Genomic DNA, 14,537 nt, shown 5'->3' with positions numbered 1-14,537 from the left:
TGCTGGATAATGAAAAATGGCCGCCTCCGAGCGGCCATTTGATATAATCATTAGCCTAACACCGTGCCAATTGCTCAGTGGTTATGGCGCGGAAGCTTTTCAGCAAGTTTACGAAATTCCGGGGCGCCTTCGATGACGGCGCCATCGGACAGTTGCGTCACGGTGCGGCGGTACAGCATCTGCCATGGTGTGGCATCCGCCGGAACGGCGGGAATGCCCTCTGCCTTGCGCCGTTCGACTTCTTCCGGCTCGACCAGCATGTCGCAACGGCCGTTGTTGAAATCAATGCGGATAATGTCGCCGCTTCGCACATAGGCAAGGCCGCCGCCTGCCGCACTCTCAGGAGAAGCGTTGAGGATCGACGGGCTGTCAGCCGTGCCAGACTGGCGGCCGTCGCCGATCGTTGGCAGACTAAGAATACCCTTTTTGATCAAATGATCCGGTGGCTGCATATTGACCACTTCGGCCGAGCCAGGCCAGCCGAGCGGGCCGGCGCCGCGGATCACCAGGATCGTGCGCTCGTCGATATCCAATACCGGATCGTTGATCCGCTTATGATAATCCTCGGAGCCATCGAACACCACCGCCTTGCCGTCAAACACGCCTTCCTTACCAGGCTCGCTCAGGTAACGTTCGCGAAAGCCGGCTGACACAACGCTCATCTTCATGATGGCGAAGTCGAACAGGTTGCCCTTCAGCACGAGGAAACCGGCGCGCTCTTTCAGCGGCGTATGGAAAGGCAGGATGACTTCGCGGTCAGTTGCCTCCCGGCCTTCCAGATTTTCCGCCATGGTCTTGCCGGTCACCGTCGGACAGCCGCCTTCGAGCTTACCGGCTTGCAGCAGCTCCCACATGATGGCCGGGACGCCACCGGCTCGGTGGAACCGCTCACCAAGGTATGCGCCGGCCGGTTGCACATTGGCCAGCAACGGAATGTCAAAGCCATGTGTCTGCCAGTCGTGGGTGTGCAATTCGACGCCGGCATGCTTGGCCATGGCGGCCAGATGCGGCTGCGCGTTGGTCGAGCCGCCAATCGCGGAATTCACCCGGATCGCGTTGAGGAACGCCTCGCGCGTCAGGATATCCGATGGCCTGATATTTTGCAGCACCAGTTCAACGGCTCGCCGCCCGGTGCGATAGGCCATCTGGCCGCGCTCGCGATAGGCGGCAGGAATGGCGGCGCAACCGGTGAGCGACATGCCGAGCGCTTCTGCCATGGCATTCATGGTCGAGGCTGTACCCATGGTGTTGCAATGACCGATCGACGGCGCAGAATCGAGCGCAGACTGCAGGAATTCCTCCCGCGTGATTTCCCCTGTCGCATATTTGCGCCGCGCCCGCCAGATGACCGTGCCGGACCCGACCAGATCGCCATCGTGCCAGCCGTCGAGCATCGGACCGCCGGAAAAGACGATCGCCGGAATATCGACGGTCGAGGCTGCCATCAGTGCCGAAGGCGTTGTCTTGTCGCAACCGGTGGTTAAGACCACGCCGTCGAGCGGATAACCGTAGAGGATTTCGACCAGGCCGAGATAGGCAAGGTTGCGGTCGAGCGCCGCTGTCGGCCGCTTGCAGTTCTCAAATAACGGATGGGTCGGAAACTCGATCGGGATGCCCCCGGCATCACGGATGCCATCGCGGACGCGCTTGGCAAGCTCGATATGGTGGCGGTTGCAAGGATTGATGTCGCTGCCGGACTGGGCAATCCCGATGATCGGCTTGCCGAAGCGCAGCTCTTCCGGCGTCGTGCCGTAGTTCATGAAGCGCTCGAGATAGAGCGCCGTCATATCGAGATGATCGGGATTGTCGAACCAGTCCTGCGAACGCAGACGGCGCGCGCCCTTGCTATCCTCGGCCATTATTTCTCCTCCCCGCCTGATGCAGCGTTCATCGCTTCGAGATGCAGCAGCAAGGCGCTGTGGTCCATGTCGCCGCCGCCCCCTGCCACAAAGGCCGAAAACTCAATCCGTATCTGCTCGGTCAAGGGTAGGTCCAGCGAAAACAGATCGATCATCTCCTTGACAGCGTTGAGGTCTTTCAGCTGCAGCTTCGATGGGCCGCCGGGCGTGAAATCGCGTTTTACCATGCGCGCGCCATGAAGTTCGAGAATCCGGCTCTCGGCAAAGCCGCCGCGGATGGCGTCCCGGAACTTTTCCCGAGAAGCGCCGCCGGCCTCGACCAGCAGCATCGCTTCGGCAACAGCACCGATGGTGATGGCAACGATCTGCTGGTTGGCCAGTTTGCACATCTGCCCGGCACCGGGCGGCCCGACATGGGTCACGCGTCCAAGGGCTACAAACACCTCGACAAGTCCATCGATCGCTGCCGCGTCGCCACCAGCCATGATGGCAAGCGTTCCGGACTGCGCGCCGACGACGCCGCCGGAGACCGGTGCATCGACATGCGCAATGCCAAGCACCATGAGGCGGGCGGCGTGATCCCTGGCGACCGGCGGTGAAATCGAGCTGCAATCGACAACGATGGCGTCCTCGGCCAGAGCTTCGGCCACGCCACCGTCAAATAGCACTGCCTCGACGGCCTTGCCATCGCTGAGCATGGTGAAGGCAATATCGCAGCCTTTGGCCGCCACAGCTGCCGTTTCGGCCACCACCGCACCGTCGGTAACGAGAGCCTGCGCCTTGGTGACGTCCCGGTTCCAGACCGTAACCTGATGACCGGCGGCGAGCAGCCGTCGTGCCATGGGCGCACCCATCAGTCCTGTTCCGAGAAAGGCGATCCTGCGGGGGCGCTTCCGATCCGAACCTCTTGCGTTCAAAGCTTTCCTCCCAGCTCGTCTTCGATATGGACGCGGATGATCTCATCAAAGGAGGTTTCGGCGATAAAGCCAAGCGCTTTCGCACGGGTCGCCTCGAAGCCCGGGGCCCAGCCGGCGACCATCTTAATGATCATCTCGTCCGGCTCCCGGCGGATCAGCGCGACCGCCCGATCGCCAGCCACGCGGCGCAGCGCCTCGATCTGTTCGCCCACCGTGGCACTGAGGCCTGGCATGGAGAGAGCCCTACGCGGGCCTACTGTCTCCAGATCGATAGTCGCGCCATGGATGAGGAAGCCCACCGCCGAGCGTGGTGAGGTGTGCCAGTGACGAACGTCTTCGGAAACGGGGAGAACGGCTTGCCTGCCGACCAACGGTTCGCGCAGGATATTGGAGAAGAAGCCGGACGCGGCCTTGTTCGGCTTGCCGGGACGAATGCAGATCGTCGGCAGGCGGATGGCAATGCCGTCGAAGATGCTGCGGCGGCTGTAGTCGGACAAAAGCAGTTCGCAGATCGCCTTCTGGGTGCCATAGCTGGTCAGTGGCGTCGTGTGATAATCGTCCGGGATCGGATAGGGCAATGGCGCACCGACGACGGCGATCGAGGAGGTGAAGACGACACGCGGCCTGTAGCCGTCGACGCCATTTGCAAGGCGGATGGCGTCGAACAGATAGCGCGTGCCATCGAGATTGATCCGATAACCCTTCTCGAAATCAAGCTCCGCTTCCCCAGAGACGATGGCCGCCAGATGAAAGATCACATCCGGCCGGGCCGCGATGAGCGACCCCGCTTCGCCCGGTGCCGATAGGTCGGCCTCCTTGGTGTTGACCTTACCGGTAAAACCGTCGGGAGCCTGCGGGGTTACGACGTCCACCAAGGTTAATTCGCTGATCGGCATGCCGCCAAGCTCGCCGTCTGCAGAAAGCTTGGCCGCGAGTTTGCGGCCAACCATTCCGGCCGCACCGATGATCAGGATATGCATCAGTCTCTCCTCCCTGGATTCGACCGCCCTAAATTGCTTAGAAGCACCTCAATGAAGGCGGACAAAATTTCTATTGTAAGGTTGTCTGATAACCTTATATGGTCAAGTTGAAAATAGAATATTTGGCACGCCGACGAAAAAATCTCCGCCCCTTAAAAAGGGGTAGGCGGTGTCGAAGCGGCATTCTGGGAAAAGGTAAGACATGAGGGCGGATGTCATGTGCACATCAGCGGCTCTGCAGGCATCCCTGCGCGCGGCATTGACGAACGATATGGTGATGACGGATAGCGCGGAGATGCTTCGCTTCTGTCGGGACTGGCACGGCGATGTGACCAGCAGCGCCGTCGCGGTACTGCGCCCGCGCTCAACCGAGGATGTTGCCGCTGCTGTTCGTGCCTGTCGTGCGCTCGGTCTTTCGATCGTTCCTCAGGGTGGAAATACCGGATTGGTGCTGGGCAGCATTCCGGATCGGCCCGAAAGCCAGGTGGTTTTAAGCCTCGAGCGCATGAACGCCATCCGTAATATCGACGCCGACGACTTTTCGGCGGTGATCGAAGCCGGCTGCATCCTGTCGGAGCTAAAGGACCGGATCGCCGAAAAGGACATGTATTTCCCGCTGGCGCTCGGCGCCCAGGGCTCCTGCCACATTGGTGGCAATGTTTCGACCAATGCCGGCGGAATTAACGTGCTGCGCTATGGAATGACGCGCGAACTGGTGCTGGGCCTGGAAGTGGTGTTGCCCGACGGCACGATCTTCAACGGCCTGTCGACCCTGCGCAAGGACAATCGCGGCATCGATCTGAAGCAACTCTTCATCGGCGCTGAAGGAACGCTTGGCATCATCACTGCCGTGTCCATCAAGCTGATGCCTTTCCCGGATCAGGTGGCAACTGCTCTGCTTGGGCTGAACTCTCTCGATGATGCCATCAAGCTCTATCGACGCGCCCGGCGCGATTGCTGCGACCTGATGTCGGCCTTCGAATTCATGCCGCCGCTGGCCTTTGTCCTGGCAAGGGAAGCGATCCCGGATCTTTCAATGCCGATTGCCGGCGATTATCCAGCCTATGTGCTGATGGAGATTTCCGGATCCGGTCTCGTCGATATCGCGGATCTGATGGAGCGCTTCCTCGGCGGCGTCATGGAAGACGGCCTTGTGGTCGACGGCGTGATCGCCGCCTCGCAAGCTCAAGCGCGTAACCTCTGGCTTTTCCGTGAGGGCATGAACGAAGGTCAGGCCAAGCGTGGCCCGCATATGCGCACCGACATTTCCGTGCCGCTCTACCTCCTTGCCGATTTCGTGCGCGACGCAGAGCAGGCTGTGTCGGAGGCGCTTCCCGACTGCATCAGCGTGTCCTACGGCCATGTTGGCGACGGCAATGTGCATCTGAATGTCCTGCCGCCATGCAACAGTTCGCCGGACGAGGCAGCAGCCAAGATCTACAAGGCCAAGACGGTCGTGAACCAGGTCCTGGACGGGTACAACGGCAGCATCAGCGCCGAGCACGGCATCGGCCGCCTGAAGCGTGCCGATTTCGAAGAACGGCTGGATCCGTCGCGGCGCGCAGTACTAACTGCCCTGAAGCAGGCCATCGATCCATCCATGGTGATGAACCCAGGCTGCCAATTGAATTTCCCCGGCATATCGTAGAATAGTCTGGCATTATCAGGGGGCGGAAAAGAGCATGACGGCGGACTTCAGCCAGATCAGACGGAACGAGCATCTGCCGGCGCGCATCGCCGGGCATATAGGCAAGGAAATCGCCGAAGGTCGGATTACGGCCGGCGAGAAGCTGCCGACGGAGCACATTCTAGCCAAAACCTTCGGCGTTAGCCGCTCCGTGGTGCGCGAGGCGATCGCTCAATTACGCAATGAGGGTCTTGTCGAGACCCGCCAAGGCGTCGGCGCTTTTGTCACGGAGACTCTGGGGCGGGGCGCCATTCGGATCGAGCAGACCGATCTCCGCGACCGCGGGAGCTTTCGCAGCCTTTTCCAGCTCCGCATGCCGCTGGAGATCGAGGCAGCCGGTCTTGCCGCCATCCATCATGACGATGCTGATTTAAAAAAGCTGGACGACTCGCTGGTCCAGATGACGGGGGCTGAAAAATGGACCGATCAGGGGATTGTTGCCGATCTCGTCTTTCACCGGGCCTTGGCGACCGCGACCCATAATGAGTATTACCCGTTGTTCATCGGCTTCATCGCCGAGCGCATCAGCCTTGCCATAAATGCAGCGCGCGCCGCCGCCCTCCTTGAGGAAATCGTCGAGATCACGATTGCCGAACACGTTGCCATCCGTGACGCGGTGGCGACGCGCGACCCCTTGAAAGCCCGCGCCGCGATGCGCAACCACATCATGGGTGCCGCGGGCAGGCTGGACTTGACGCTCGAAATATTCTGACGCCGGCTGATCGGCCGTGACGGCCACTTGTAGGTTTTTCGCGGCTTTCCAACTTGGGCTCTGGACAGGCGGATTAAGACACACTAAAAAAGCAGTTGGAGCGTTGTCAGACATCCTGACAATAAGGCAAGTTATGCTGGAGGGCATACTCGCCGGATAGGTGGGAGGGTTATTTTTGAATTCCCAACGTGTATTGCGCGCAGAGTCTATTTTGCCGGATGACGCCGCCGACGCTTTTCTGGTCGGACGCGTCTGGTCGAAGGTAAACGCTGGCCCATGCCCGGTGATGATCTCGGGTGGTCGCGTGGTGGACCTGACGAGCCTTGCAGCCACCATGTCGGCCCTTCTCGAAATGGAAAACCTCGTTGATGTCCTGCGCGCTGCATCCGGTCTGACAGATCTCGGTACCCTCGACAGCTTCCTGTCCGGGGAAAAGGGAACGGTTCTTGCCCCGGTCGACTTGCAGGCTGTTAAGGCCGCTGGCGTAACTTTTGCCGACAGCATGCTGGAACGTGTCATCGAGGAGCAGGCCAAGGGCGATCCTTTGCGGGCCCAGGCGATCCGCGCAAAGCTTGCGCCTGTTCTCGGCGACAGTCTTCGCGGTCTGGTTGCGGGCTCAGAACAGGGATCCAAGGTCAAGTCACTGCTTGAGGATATGGATGTCTGGTCGCAGTATCTGGAGGTCGGCATCGGTCCGGACGCTGAAATCTTTACAAAGGCCCAGCCGATGTCCTCGGTTGGGTGTGGGGCGCTTGTTGGCATTCACCCGATCTCGCAATGGAACAATCCAGAGCCGGAAGTGGTGCTGGTGCTGCGCTCCGATGGCCTGATTGTCGGGGCGAGCCTGGGCAACGACGTGAACCTGCGGGACGTCGAGGGACGCTCGGCACTGCTGCTCGGCAAAGCGAAAGATAACAATGCCTCCTGCTCGATCGGCCCGTTCATTCGCCTGTTTGACGACAGTTTCACGATGGACGACCTGAGCCGCGTCAGGGTCAAGCTCGTGGTCCACGGCGAGGATGGTTTCGAGATGACGGGTGAAAGCCCGATGGAGGCCATCAGCCGCTCACCGGAAAACCTTGCCTCACAGCTTAGGAACCGAAATCACCAGTATCCGGATGGCGCAGTCCTGTTCCTTGGAACGATGTTCGCTCCCGTGAAGGATCGGCGCGGGACCGGGCAGGGGTTTACCCATGAAATCGGCGACCGTGTGGAAATTTCGACAGCTCGGCTTGGCCGCCTGGTAAACTGGGTGGAACGCAGCGACGTCTGTCCGGAATGGACATTTGGCGTTGGAGCCCTCATCCGCAACCTGGCCGATCGCGGTCTTTTGGATAAGGCATAAGTCATGCAGAAGGCGACCGATCTATTTTTCCGTTTTCTTGAATTGCTGCTCATCCTGCTTCTTTCGGGCATGGCGATCATGGTCTTCGTCAATGTGATCATGCGCTACGGTTTCAATTCGGGCATCAACGTTTCCGAGGAATTGTCGCGCTATTTCTTCGTCTGGCTGACATTCATCGGTGCAGTCGTCGCGTTTCGTGAGCACAGTCATCTCGGCATCGAGACTTTGGTGATGTTTCTGTCGCGCCGCGGCCGGATCATCTGCATGTCTCTGTCAAATCTGGTGATCATCCTATGCTCGGCCATCTTCTTCTGGGGAACGTGGAAGCAGTTTCCGATCAATGCCAGTATGGCAGCTCCGGTGACGGGCATGTCGATGATCTGGGTCTATGGCGTCGGCCTGTTCACAGGTGCCGGCATGGCGATCATCGCGATCGAGCGACTGTTTCGGTTGCTGAGCGGACGCGTGACAGATGAGGAGATCGCGGCATTCGCAGGTGAAAATCTGACCATCGAACAACTGGCGGAGCGTACCTGATGACCCTTCTCGTCTTTATCGGGTCATTGCTTGGGGCCATGGCGATCGGCGTGCCCGTCGCCTTCGCGCTGATGTTCTGCGGCGTCATTCTCATGTGGTTCATGGGCATGTTCAACACGCAGATCATCGCGCAGAACATGATCGCCGGGGCTGATACCTTCACGCTTCTGGCCATTCCCTTCTTTATCCTGGCCGGCGAGTTGATGAACTCCGGCGGCCTGTCGCGTCGCATCATCGAGTTCGCGATTGCCTGCGTTGGCCACATTCGCGGCGGTCTGGGCCTTGTCGCCATTCTGGCGGCGATTATCATGGCCAGCATTTCCGGCTCGGCCGCAGCCGATACCGCCGCGCTTGCAGCCATTCTGCTCCCCATGATGGCCAAAGCCGGCTACAATGTGCCTCGATCGGCGGGACTGATCGCCGCCGGCGGCATCATTGCGCCGGTCATCCCGCCTTCGATGGCCTTCATCGTCTTCGGTGTTGCCGCAAACGTTTCCATCACCCAGCTGTTCATGGCCGGCATCGTGCCGGGCATCATGATGGGCCTGGCTCTGGTGATCGCCTGGCTGATCGTCGTGCGCAAGGACAAGGTGGAGCCGCTGCCCAAGGCGCCGGTGTCGGCGCGGCTGACAGCCACCGGCCGGGCGCTGTGGGCACTCGGCATGCCGGTCATCATCCTCGGCGGCATCAAGGCCGGCATCATGACGCCAACCGAGGCTGCGGTAATCGCAGCCGCCTATGCGATGTTCGTCGGCATGGTCATCTACCGCGAGCTTAAGCCGAGGGACCTGCCGCGCGTCATCCTGCAGGCGGCCAAGACGACATCGGTCATCATGTTCCTGGTTTGCGCAGCACTCGTCTCGGCATGGCTGATTACCGCCGCCAATATCCCGGCAGAAATCGCCGGTTACATCGAGCCACTGATCGACCGCCCGATGCTGTTGATGTTTGTGATCATGATCCTGGTTCTGGTGGTCGGAACGGCGCTCGACCTCACGCCGACCATCCTGATCCTGACGCCCGTCCTGATGCCGATCATCAAGCAGGCGGGCATCGACCCGGTCTATTTCGGCGTCATGTTCATCATGAACAATTGCATCGGGCTGATCACGCCGCCCGTCGGTGTCGTGTTGAACGTCGTCAGCGGCGTCGGTCGGGTTCCGCTTGGCAAGGTGACGATCGGGGTCTGGCCGTTCCTTCTGGCGCAAACGATCGTTCTCTTTCTCTTGGTTCTGTTTCCGGACCTCGTTCTCGTGCCTGCCCGGTGGCTGCATTAGCCGCCAGCAACCCACAGTCTCACTCAACCATCCAGGGAGGATATTATGAGAAAACTGCTTCTAGCCACCACCGCGATTGCATTCGGCCTGTCGGCCGCGGCCCCGGCCTTTGCCGAGTTTAACGACCGCAACATTCGCATTTCGAACGGCATCAACGCCGACCACCCGGTCGGCAACGGTATCAAGGCCATGCAGGCTTGCCTGGATGAAAAGTCCGGTGGAAAGCTCAAGATTACCGCTTTCTGGGGCGGTGCGCTTGGCGGTGACTTGCAGGCAACCCAGGCCCTGCGCTCGGGCGTGCAGGAAGGCGTCGTCACCTCGTCCTCCCCGCTTGTCGGCATCATTCCGGCGCTGGGCGTCTTCGACCTGCCCTTTCTGTTCGCCACGCCGCAGGAAGCCTATAAGGTCCTTGACGGCAAGTTCGGCGATATGATGAACGAGAAGCTGGAAGCCGCCGGCCTCGTCAATCTCGCCTATTGGGAAAACGGCTTCCGCAACCTGTCGAACTCCGTTCGTCCGGTTACCAAGTGGGAAGACTTCGAGGGGATGAAGGTTCGCGTCATGCAGAACAATATCTTCCTCGACACGTTCCAGAACCTTGGCGCAAACGCCACGCCGATGGCATTTGGCGAAGTGTTTTCGGCTTTGGAGACCAATGCGATCGACGCCCAGGAAAACCCCTATGTGACGATCGACACCTCAAAGTTCTTCGAGGTGCAGAAGTACATCACCGAGACGAACCACGCCTATACGCCGTTCCTGTTGCTGTTCTCGAAAGCGATCTTCGACACCTATACACCGGAAGAGCAGACGGCGCTGCGGGAGTGCGCGGTCGTTGGCCGTGACGAGGAGCGAAAGGTCATCCAGGAACTGAACAAGACGTCCCTTGATAAAATCAAGGCCGCCGGCCTGGAAGTGAATGTTCTGTCTGCTGAAGAGCAGGCCCGTATTCGCGAAAAGTCGATGATCGTTTATGAAAAGCACAAGGCCGAAATCGGCGCCGATGTTGTCGACGCGATCCTTGCGGAGCTTGCAGCAGCGCGCAAGTAATCCTTGACTGCCTTAAGAAACTTGAAGGGGACCGTGCATCAATGCCCGGTCCCCTTTTCATGAGCGCGTGTATCGCTGAGTGGTTGTGACCATCATTCCGGAACAGCAGGCAAAACCGTCTCACGCTTCTTCAATTGCCGCTCCCGGAAGAAGATGAAAAGTCCGGAGGCGACGATAAGCGCCGCGCCTGTCAGCATGCTCAGCCGCGGTACATCGCCGAAGAAAATCCAGCCGAACACCACCGCCCAGAGCAGCAGCGTATATTGCAGCGGCGCCACCGTTGCCGCATCCGAAATCTTCAGGGCACGGTTGACCAGCATATGGGCGGCCATGGCAACAATACCGAGCAGGCCGAGCAGCGACAGATCGACACCAGACGAAATCGGCGCCCAGTCGAACGGCGCGAAGGCGAGACCGGCAAGGGCAGCGCCGGCGACCTGAAAGAACACCAGCGTCTTGTCCGGCGTGTTGCGCAGACCGCGACCCGACAGCAGCATGAAGGCGAAGGCCATGCTGCCGACGATCGAGATCAGGGCCGGCAGGGTGAAGATCGCCCTCGACGGTTCGAGCGTGATGATAACGCCAACAAAACCGGCGGCAATGGCGCACCAGCGCCGCCAGCCGACTGTCTCCCCCAGCAAAAGGGGGGACGCTGCCGCAACATAAATCGGTGCTGCCAGCCAGTAGGTCATGACATCGGCCAGCGGCAAATACATCACCGCATAGTAGAAGCAGAAAACCTCCAGGGTGGAAAACACCACACGGGCGAACTGCATCCATGGCTGCTCAGCGGAGGTGATGGATTTGAGCCTGGCCAGCCAGAGGAACGGTGCCAGAATGACGAGCGCCGCCAAACTGCGGATCAGGATAACCTGTCCGAGCCCGTAGCTCGCCACCAGCCATTTCCCCATCGCATCGTTAAGGGCGAACATCACCATGCCCAGAAGCATGATCAGCGGACCGGCAAGTGGCGAAATTGCCATCCCGGCACGGGTTTCCAGAGTAGTCACACAAAACCTCCCAATCTTCTTTTTTAGGCGTAGGACGCTTTACAAGCTGGTCGCATCCGAAAGACGACGGCTCACCGTAAAGGCGCGATCCAGGTCCGGGTTGAGGTCCATGCCGAGGCCGGCGCCGGGGGGAACGGTGATCATCCCGTTTTTCACCTCCGGCAACGCCGTCACCAGATCCCGATACCAGGTGCGGTAGAATGCGCGCACGCTTTCCTGGACCAGCGCGTTTGGCGCGTTGAGAGACAGATGGGTGGATGCGCACAGGACGACGGGTCCGGTACAGTCGTGGGGTGCGACCGGCAGGTGCCAGGCCTCGGCCATCGCGGCGATCTTGCGTGCCTCCGAGAGCCCGCCGCACCAGGAAATGTCAAGCATGATCACCCCGGCCGCGCCGGTTTCCAGAAGATCGCGGAACGCCCAGCGCGAGCCAAGCGTCTCCGACGCCGAAATCGGTGCGGGCGACACGGCTGCATAGCGTGCAAGGCTAGACAGGCTGTCCATCTTGATCGGGTCTTCGTGCCAGAACGTTTTGTACGTCGTCAATTCCTTGGCGATCTGCATGGCCGGCAACAATTGCCACATGGAGTGAAACTCGACCATGATATCCATCCTGTCGCCGACGGCGGTGCGGATCTTCTCAAAAGGCTCAAGCGCCTTTTTCAGGTTCGGCATCGAGATATATTGCCCGCGGGTCTTTTCTGCCGCCGCATCGAAGGGCCAGATCTTCATCGCCGTGATGCCCTCTTCAAGCAGCGATTGGGCAAGTTCGTCGGCATTGTGGAGGAAGCCGTTGAGGTCGTCGTAGTCCTTGCCGTCCGAAAGGCCGTAATTGGAGGTCGTCTGTCCGGTGGCTTTCTTGATATATTCGCTCCCGGCACAGGTATTGTAGGTGCGGATCTCCTGACGGGTAAACCCGCCCAGCAACTGTGCGATCGGCATACCCGTCGCCTTGCCGAAAATATCCCAGAGCGCGATGTCGAAGGCGGAATTGCCACGCACTTCGGCCCCTGATGATCGAAAACCGAGATAACCGACGAGGTCGGCGGCCAGCAGGTCGATCTGCAGCGGATCGCGGCCGATCACCCGTGGCGCAATATACTCATGCACGTAGGCCTCGACCGTCTGTGCGCCGAAGAAGGTTTCTCCGAGACCGGTTACGCCTTCGTCGGTATGAACCAGCAACCAAAGCAGATTGGCACGCTCCGCAACGCGCACGGTTTCAAGGCCGGTGATTTTCATAGGTGGTCTCCCGTCCGTCTCAAACAAGGCCTGCTGTGAGCAGTGCCTTGATGCTTTGATCGAAATGCCGGTTCATCAACACGGCAGCGGCCTGCGGATTGCCGTCAACGATCGCCAGCGCGAGATTCTCGTGCAGCGCATTCATCGCCCGGCGCTCATCATCATCGGCACGGCTCTTCCAGCCGATCGGCCATGTCTGCCGGGTCACGCCCTGGAAGGCCCCAATGATCAAGGCGAAGACCGGGTTGCGGGAGGCGCGTGCGATGGCTGCGTGAAGGGAGATATCATGCTCCATGACCGCCATGGGATCGCCGATGGCTTGTCCCATCGCCTGGGCGTGATCAAGGATCAACTGCGCTTCTGCCTTTGTGCGCCGGAGTGCGGCAAGCGTCGCCGTGCGTGCCTCGATCGTGCGCCGCACATCGTAGATGTGCAGGATATCGATCTGGTCGGTAACCACGCCATGTTCGATCATCATCGCCATTGAGGCATCGTCAAGTGGGGCAATCGTCGGTCTTTTGCCAACGCCAAGATCGACAAGACGCAAGGCGGCCAGCGAGCGCAGTGCTTCGCGGATGACTGTCCTTGAAACCTGAAACTGTTCAGATAGTGCCGCCTCCGCCGGCAAATGATCGCCGGGTTTAAGCTCCTTGTCGCGTATCAGGCGCGTTATCGATGCAATTGCTCCGGCGACAAAATCGTCGGCGACGAGCGGAACAGGGGTTTTGCCCATAAGTAGTCCTCTATCTTCTGGAAAAGCTATAGTACAGCTTTCCAGAAAAATGAAGGGCTACGCGTGGTTTTTGCGTTGTCGTGCATTGGAAACCGTAGGGCGGCTGCCTGCATCGTCCGTCCGTCACCGGGGCCAGGTGGCTCCGGTTGTCGTCAGATAAATGGCGTAGAGCGACTGCGTGGCCGTGATAAACAGGCGGTTGCGGCGTGGGCCGCCAAATGGGAGATTGGCGACCGTCGCTCCTGTGTCTGCTGCAGCCAGCGACGACGATATCAATATCGGGCGCGATCAAGTCGTGCTCCTCCCCAAAGGCCGCAAAAACGCCACGGCTGTGTCCGCCTCTATGTCTCCGGCATGTGCCGCGCGACAGGCCATCAAGGCAAGCGTACGGCTGGATCATCAGGGGACGCCGGCTGATCGTTGAGAAGCTCGTAGGCGTGCGTCACCGTGCGGACGTCCGTCGGGGTTCCGAGGCCGGTAAGATGGTACCGGGTGTTTCAAACATATCGGGTTTCATGTTGCATTCCATTCACAAGCCCGATGGTTGAAAAGGAAAAACGGCCCGCTGGATTCCAGCGCCCCTTAGTCGGAGGGAGCCCTCAGGATGACTTTTGCGCTTCGATCTACGGTGCGCTCTTCTTACTCGCAAGCGATGCGTTCGTCTGAATTTCGATCTTGCGTGGTTTCATCGCCTCGGGGAGTTCTTGAACCAGATCGATCGACAACAGGCCATTCGTCAGTTCTGCGCCGGCGACCCTTACGTGGTCTGCCAGCTCGACGCGGTGTTCGAAGGGCGACCGGCTATACCACGATGCAGGTAGGTCAAAGCCAACGCTCGAGCGGAAGAGTGGTGCATAGTCATAAGATGTTGCGATGGCCATATCCTCCTTGAAGCAACATGGCACTAGCTCGACAGCGCGATCGCCGACGTCAAAACTTCCGGCCGGCTGAGATCACAGGCATTCTGGCAGACGCGGCCAGCGCCGAGGGCGCCGCGAGCATCGCGAAGGCCGAACCGTCGATCGATATCCTCGTCAACAATCTCGGCATCTACGAGAGCAAGGCCTTCAGCGACATCACCGACGCCGACTGGAGCCATATGTTCAACGTCAATGTCATGAGTGGCGTGCGTCTGTCACGCACCTATCTTCCGGGCATGGTGGAGCGGAAGCTTGCTCTTCGACAGGT

At 59.8% G+C, this 14,537-nt stretch carries 12 protein-coding genes and 3 pseudogenes; 7 read left to right on the top strand and 8 right to left on the bottom strand.

Annotation, left to right across the window (positions count from 1 at the left end):
* Positions 1-74: 74 nt before the first annotated feature.
* The 3 genes from ACP7BS_RS19600 to denD are packed head-to-tail and all read right to left on the bottom strand — an operon-like array spanning position 75 to position 3,756.
* Positions 75-1,859: an IlvD/Edd family dehydratase gene (locus ACP7BS_RS19600; protein WP_426232980.1), complete on the bottom strand. Its 1,785-nt coding sequence runs from the start codon at positions 1,857-1,859 to the stop codon at positions 75-77.
* Entirely contained in the window at positions 1,859-2,776 is a 918-nt protein-coding gene (locus ACP7BS_RS19595; protein WP_426239453.1) for an NAD(P)-dependent oxidoreductase, read from the bottom strand. Before ACP7BS_RS19595 ends, ACP7BS_RS19600 begins: the two co-directional genes overlap by 1 nt.
* Complete coding sequence (gene denD / locus ACP7BS_RS19590) at positions 2,773-3,756, bottom strand: D-erythronate dehydrogenase (protein WP_426239452.1); 984 nt, start codon at positions 3,754-3,756, stop codon at positions 2,773-2,775. The genes ACP7BS_RS19595 and denD overlap by 4 nt, the downstream gene beginning before the upstream one ends.
* 271 nt (positions 3,757-4,027) lie before the next feature.
* Here denD and ACP7BS_RS19585 point away from each other — a divergent pair, with 271 nt between their 5' ends.
* The 6 genes from ACP7BS_RS19585 to ACP7BS_RS19560 all read left to right on the top strand — a co-directional run bounded on the left by ACP7BS_RS19585 (position 4,028) and on the right by ACP7BS_RS19560 (position 10,364).
* Positions 4,028-5,404 (top strand): FAD-binding oxidoreductase, encoded by a 1,377-nt coding sequence (locus tag ACP7BS_RS19585; RefSeq protein WP_426239562.1) that lies wholly within the window; start codon positions 4,028-4,030, stop codon positions 5,402-5,404.
* A 34-nt stretch (positions 5,405-5,438) separates the two neighbouring features.
* Positions 5,439-6,155 (top strand): FadR/GntR family transcriptional regulator, encoded by a 717-nt coding sequence (locus ACP7BS_RS19580; RefSeq protein WP_426239451.1) that lies wholly within the window; start codon positions 5,439-5,441, stop codon positions 6,153-6,155.
* A 160-nt stretch (positions 6,156-6,315) separates the two neighbouring features.
* A complete protein-coding gene (locus ACP7BS_RS19575; RefSeq protein ID WP_426239450.1) occupies positions 6,316-7,500 on the top strand; it encodes a fumarylacetoacetate hydrolase family protein in 1,185 nt (394 codons plus the stop codon).
* 3 nt (positions 7,501-7,503) lie between these two features.
* Positions 7,504-8,037, top strand: a complete 534-nt coding sequence (locus tag ACP7BS_RS19570) for a TRAP transporter small permease (protein WP_426239449.1) — start codon at positions 7,504-7,506, stop codon at positions 8,035-8,037.
* Positions 8,037-9,314 (top strand): TRAP transporter large permease, encoded by a 1,278-nt coding sequence (locus ACP7BS_RS19565; RefSeq protein WP_426232968.1) that lies wholly within the window; start codon positions 8,037-8,039, stop codon positions 9,312-9,314. Before ACP7BS_RS19570 ends, ACP7BS_RS19565 begins: the two co-directional genes overlap by 1 nt.
* 45 nt (positions 9,315-9,359) lie before the next feature.
* Positions 9,360-10,364 (top strand): TRAP transporter substrate-binding protein, encoded by a 1,005-nt coding sequence (locus tag ACP7BS_RS19560; RefSeq protein WP_426232966.1) that lies wholly within the window; start codon positions 9,360-9,362, stop codon positions 10,362-10,364.
* Positions 10,365-10,456: 92 nt separating this feature from the next.
* Here the strand turns inward: ACP7BS_RS19560 and ACP7BS_RS19555 are convergent, their stop codons facing one another.
* From ACP7BS_RS19555 to ACP7BS_RS19535, 5 genes and pseudogenes are all read right to left on the bottom strand, one after another.
* Positions 10,457-11,347 carry a DMT family transporter gene (locus tag ACP7BS_RS19555; protein ID WP_426239561.1) on the bottom strand — a complete coding sequence of 297 codons (891 nt, stop codon included), beginning with the start codon at positions 11,345-11,347 and terminating at the stop codon, positions 10,457-10,459.
* A gap of 66 nt (positions 11,348-11,413) precedes the next feature.
* Positions 11,414-12,616 carry a mandelate racemase/muconate lactonizing enzyme family protein gene (locus ACP7BS_RS19550; RefSeq protein ID WP_426239448.1) on the bottom strand — a complete coding sequence of 401 codons (1,203 nt, stop codon included), beginning with the start codon at positions 12,614-12,616 and terminating at the stop codon, positions 11,414-11,416.
* Between the two features lie 19 nt (positions 12,617-12,635).
* Positions 12,636-13,349 carry a FadR/GntR family transcriptional regulator gene (locus ACP7BS_RS19545; RefSeq protein ID WP_426239447.1) on the bottom strand — a complete coding sequence of 238 codons (714 nt, stop codon included), beginning with the start codon at positions 13,347-13,349 and terminating at the stop codon, positions 12,636-12,638.
* A gap of 123 nt (positions 13,350-13,472) precedes the next feature.
* Positions 13,473-13,586 (bottom strand): annotated as a pseudogene (locus ACP7BS_RS19540) (SMP-30/gluconolactonase/LRE family protein); the annotation flags it as partial.
* 386 nt (positions 13,587-13,972) lie between these two features.
* Positions 13,973-14,172, bottom strand: a pseudogene (locus tag ACP7BS_RS19535) (Hsp20 family protein); the annotation flags it as partial.
* 85 nt (positions 14,173-14,257) lie between these two features.
* Here ACP7BS_RS19535 and ACP7BS_RS19530 point away from each other — a divergent pair.
* A pseudogene (locus ACP7BS_RS19530) lies at positions 14,258-14,517 on the top strand (SDR family NAD(P)-dependent oxidoreductase); the annotation flags it as partial.
* Positions 14,518-14,537 lie beyond the last annotated feature (20 nt).

The sequence above is a fragment of the Pararhizobium sp. DWP1-1-3 genome (genome assembly GCF_049896125.1).
Taxonomy (GTDB): domain Bacteria; phylum Pseudomonadota; class Alphaproteobacteria; order Rhizobiales; family Rhizobiaceae; genus Pararhizobium.
Note: the sequence above shows the minus strand (reverse complement) of the source record. Positions and strands in the feature narration are given on the sequence as shown.

Coding starts and splice junctions, on each gene's coding strand:
- ACP7BS_RS19600 (WP_426232980.1), bottom strand. CDS start 1,859: ATGGCCGAGGATAGCAAGGGCGCGCGCCGTCTGCGTTCGCAGGACTGG.
- denD (WP_426239452.1), bottom strand. CDS start 3,756: ATGCATATCCTGATCATCGGTGCGGCCGGAATGGTTGGCCGCAAACTC.
- ACP7BS_RS19585 (WP_426239562.1), top strand. CDS start 4,028: ATGGTGATGACGGATAGCGCGGAGATGCTTCGCTTCTGTCGGGACTGG.
- ACP7BS_RS19580 (WP_426239451.1), top strand. CDS start 5,439: ATGACGGCGGACTTCAGCCAGATCAGACGGAACGAGCATCTGCCGGCG.
- ACP7BS_RS19570 (WP_426239449.1), top strand. CDS start 7,504: ATGCAGAAGGCGACCGATCTATTTTTCCGTTTTCTTGAATTGCTGCTC.
- ACP7BS_RS19565 (WP_426232968.1), top strand. CDS start 8,037: ATGACCCTTCTCGTCTTTATCGGGTCATTGCTTGGGGCCATGGCGATC.
- ACP7BS_RS19560 (WP_426232966.1), top strand. CDS start 9,360: ATGAGAAAACTGCTTCTAGCCACCACCGCGATTGCATTCGGCCTGTCG.
- ACP7BS_RS19555 (WP_426239561.1), bottom strand. CDS start 11,347: ATGGCAATTTCGCCACTTGCCGGTCCGCTGATCATGCTTCTGGGCATG.
- ACP7BS_RS19550 (WP_426239448.1), bottom strand. CDS start 12,616: ATGAAAATCACCGGCCTTGAAACCGTGCGCGTTGCGGAGCGTGCCAAT.
- ACP7BS_RS19545 (WP_426239447.1), bottom strand. CDS start 13,349: ATGGGCAAAACCCCTGTTCCGCTCGTCGCCGACGATTTTGTCGCCGGA.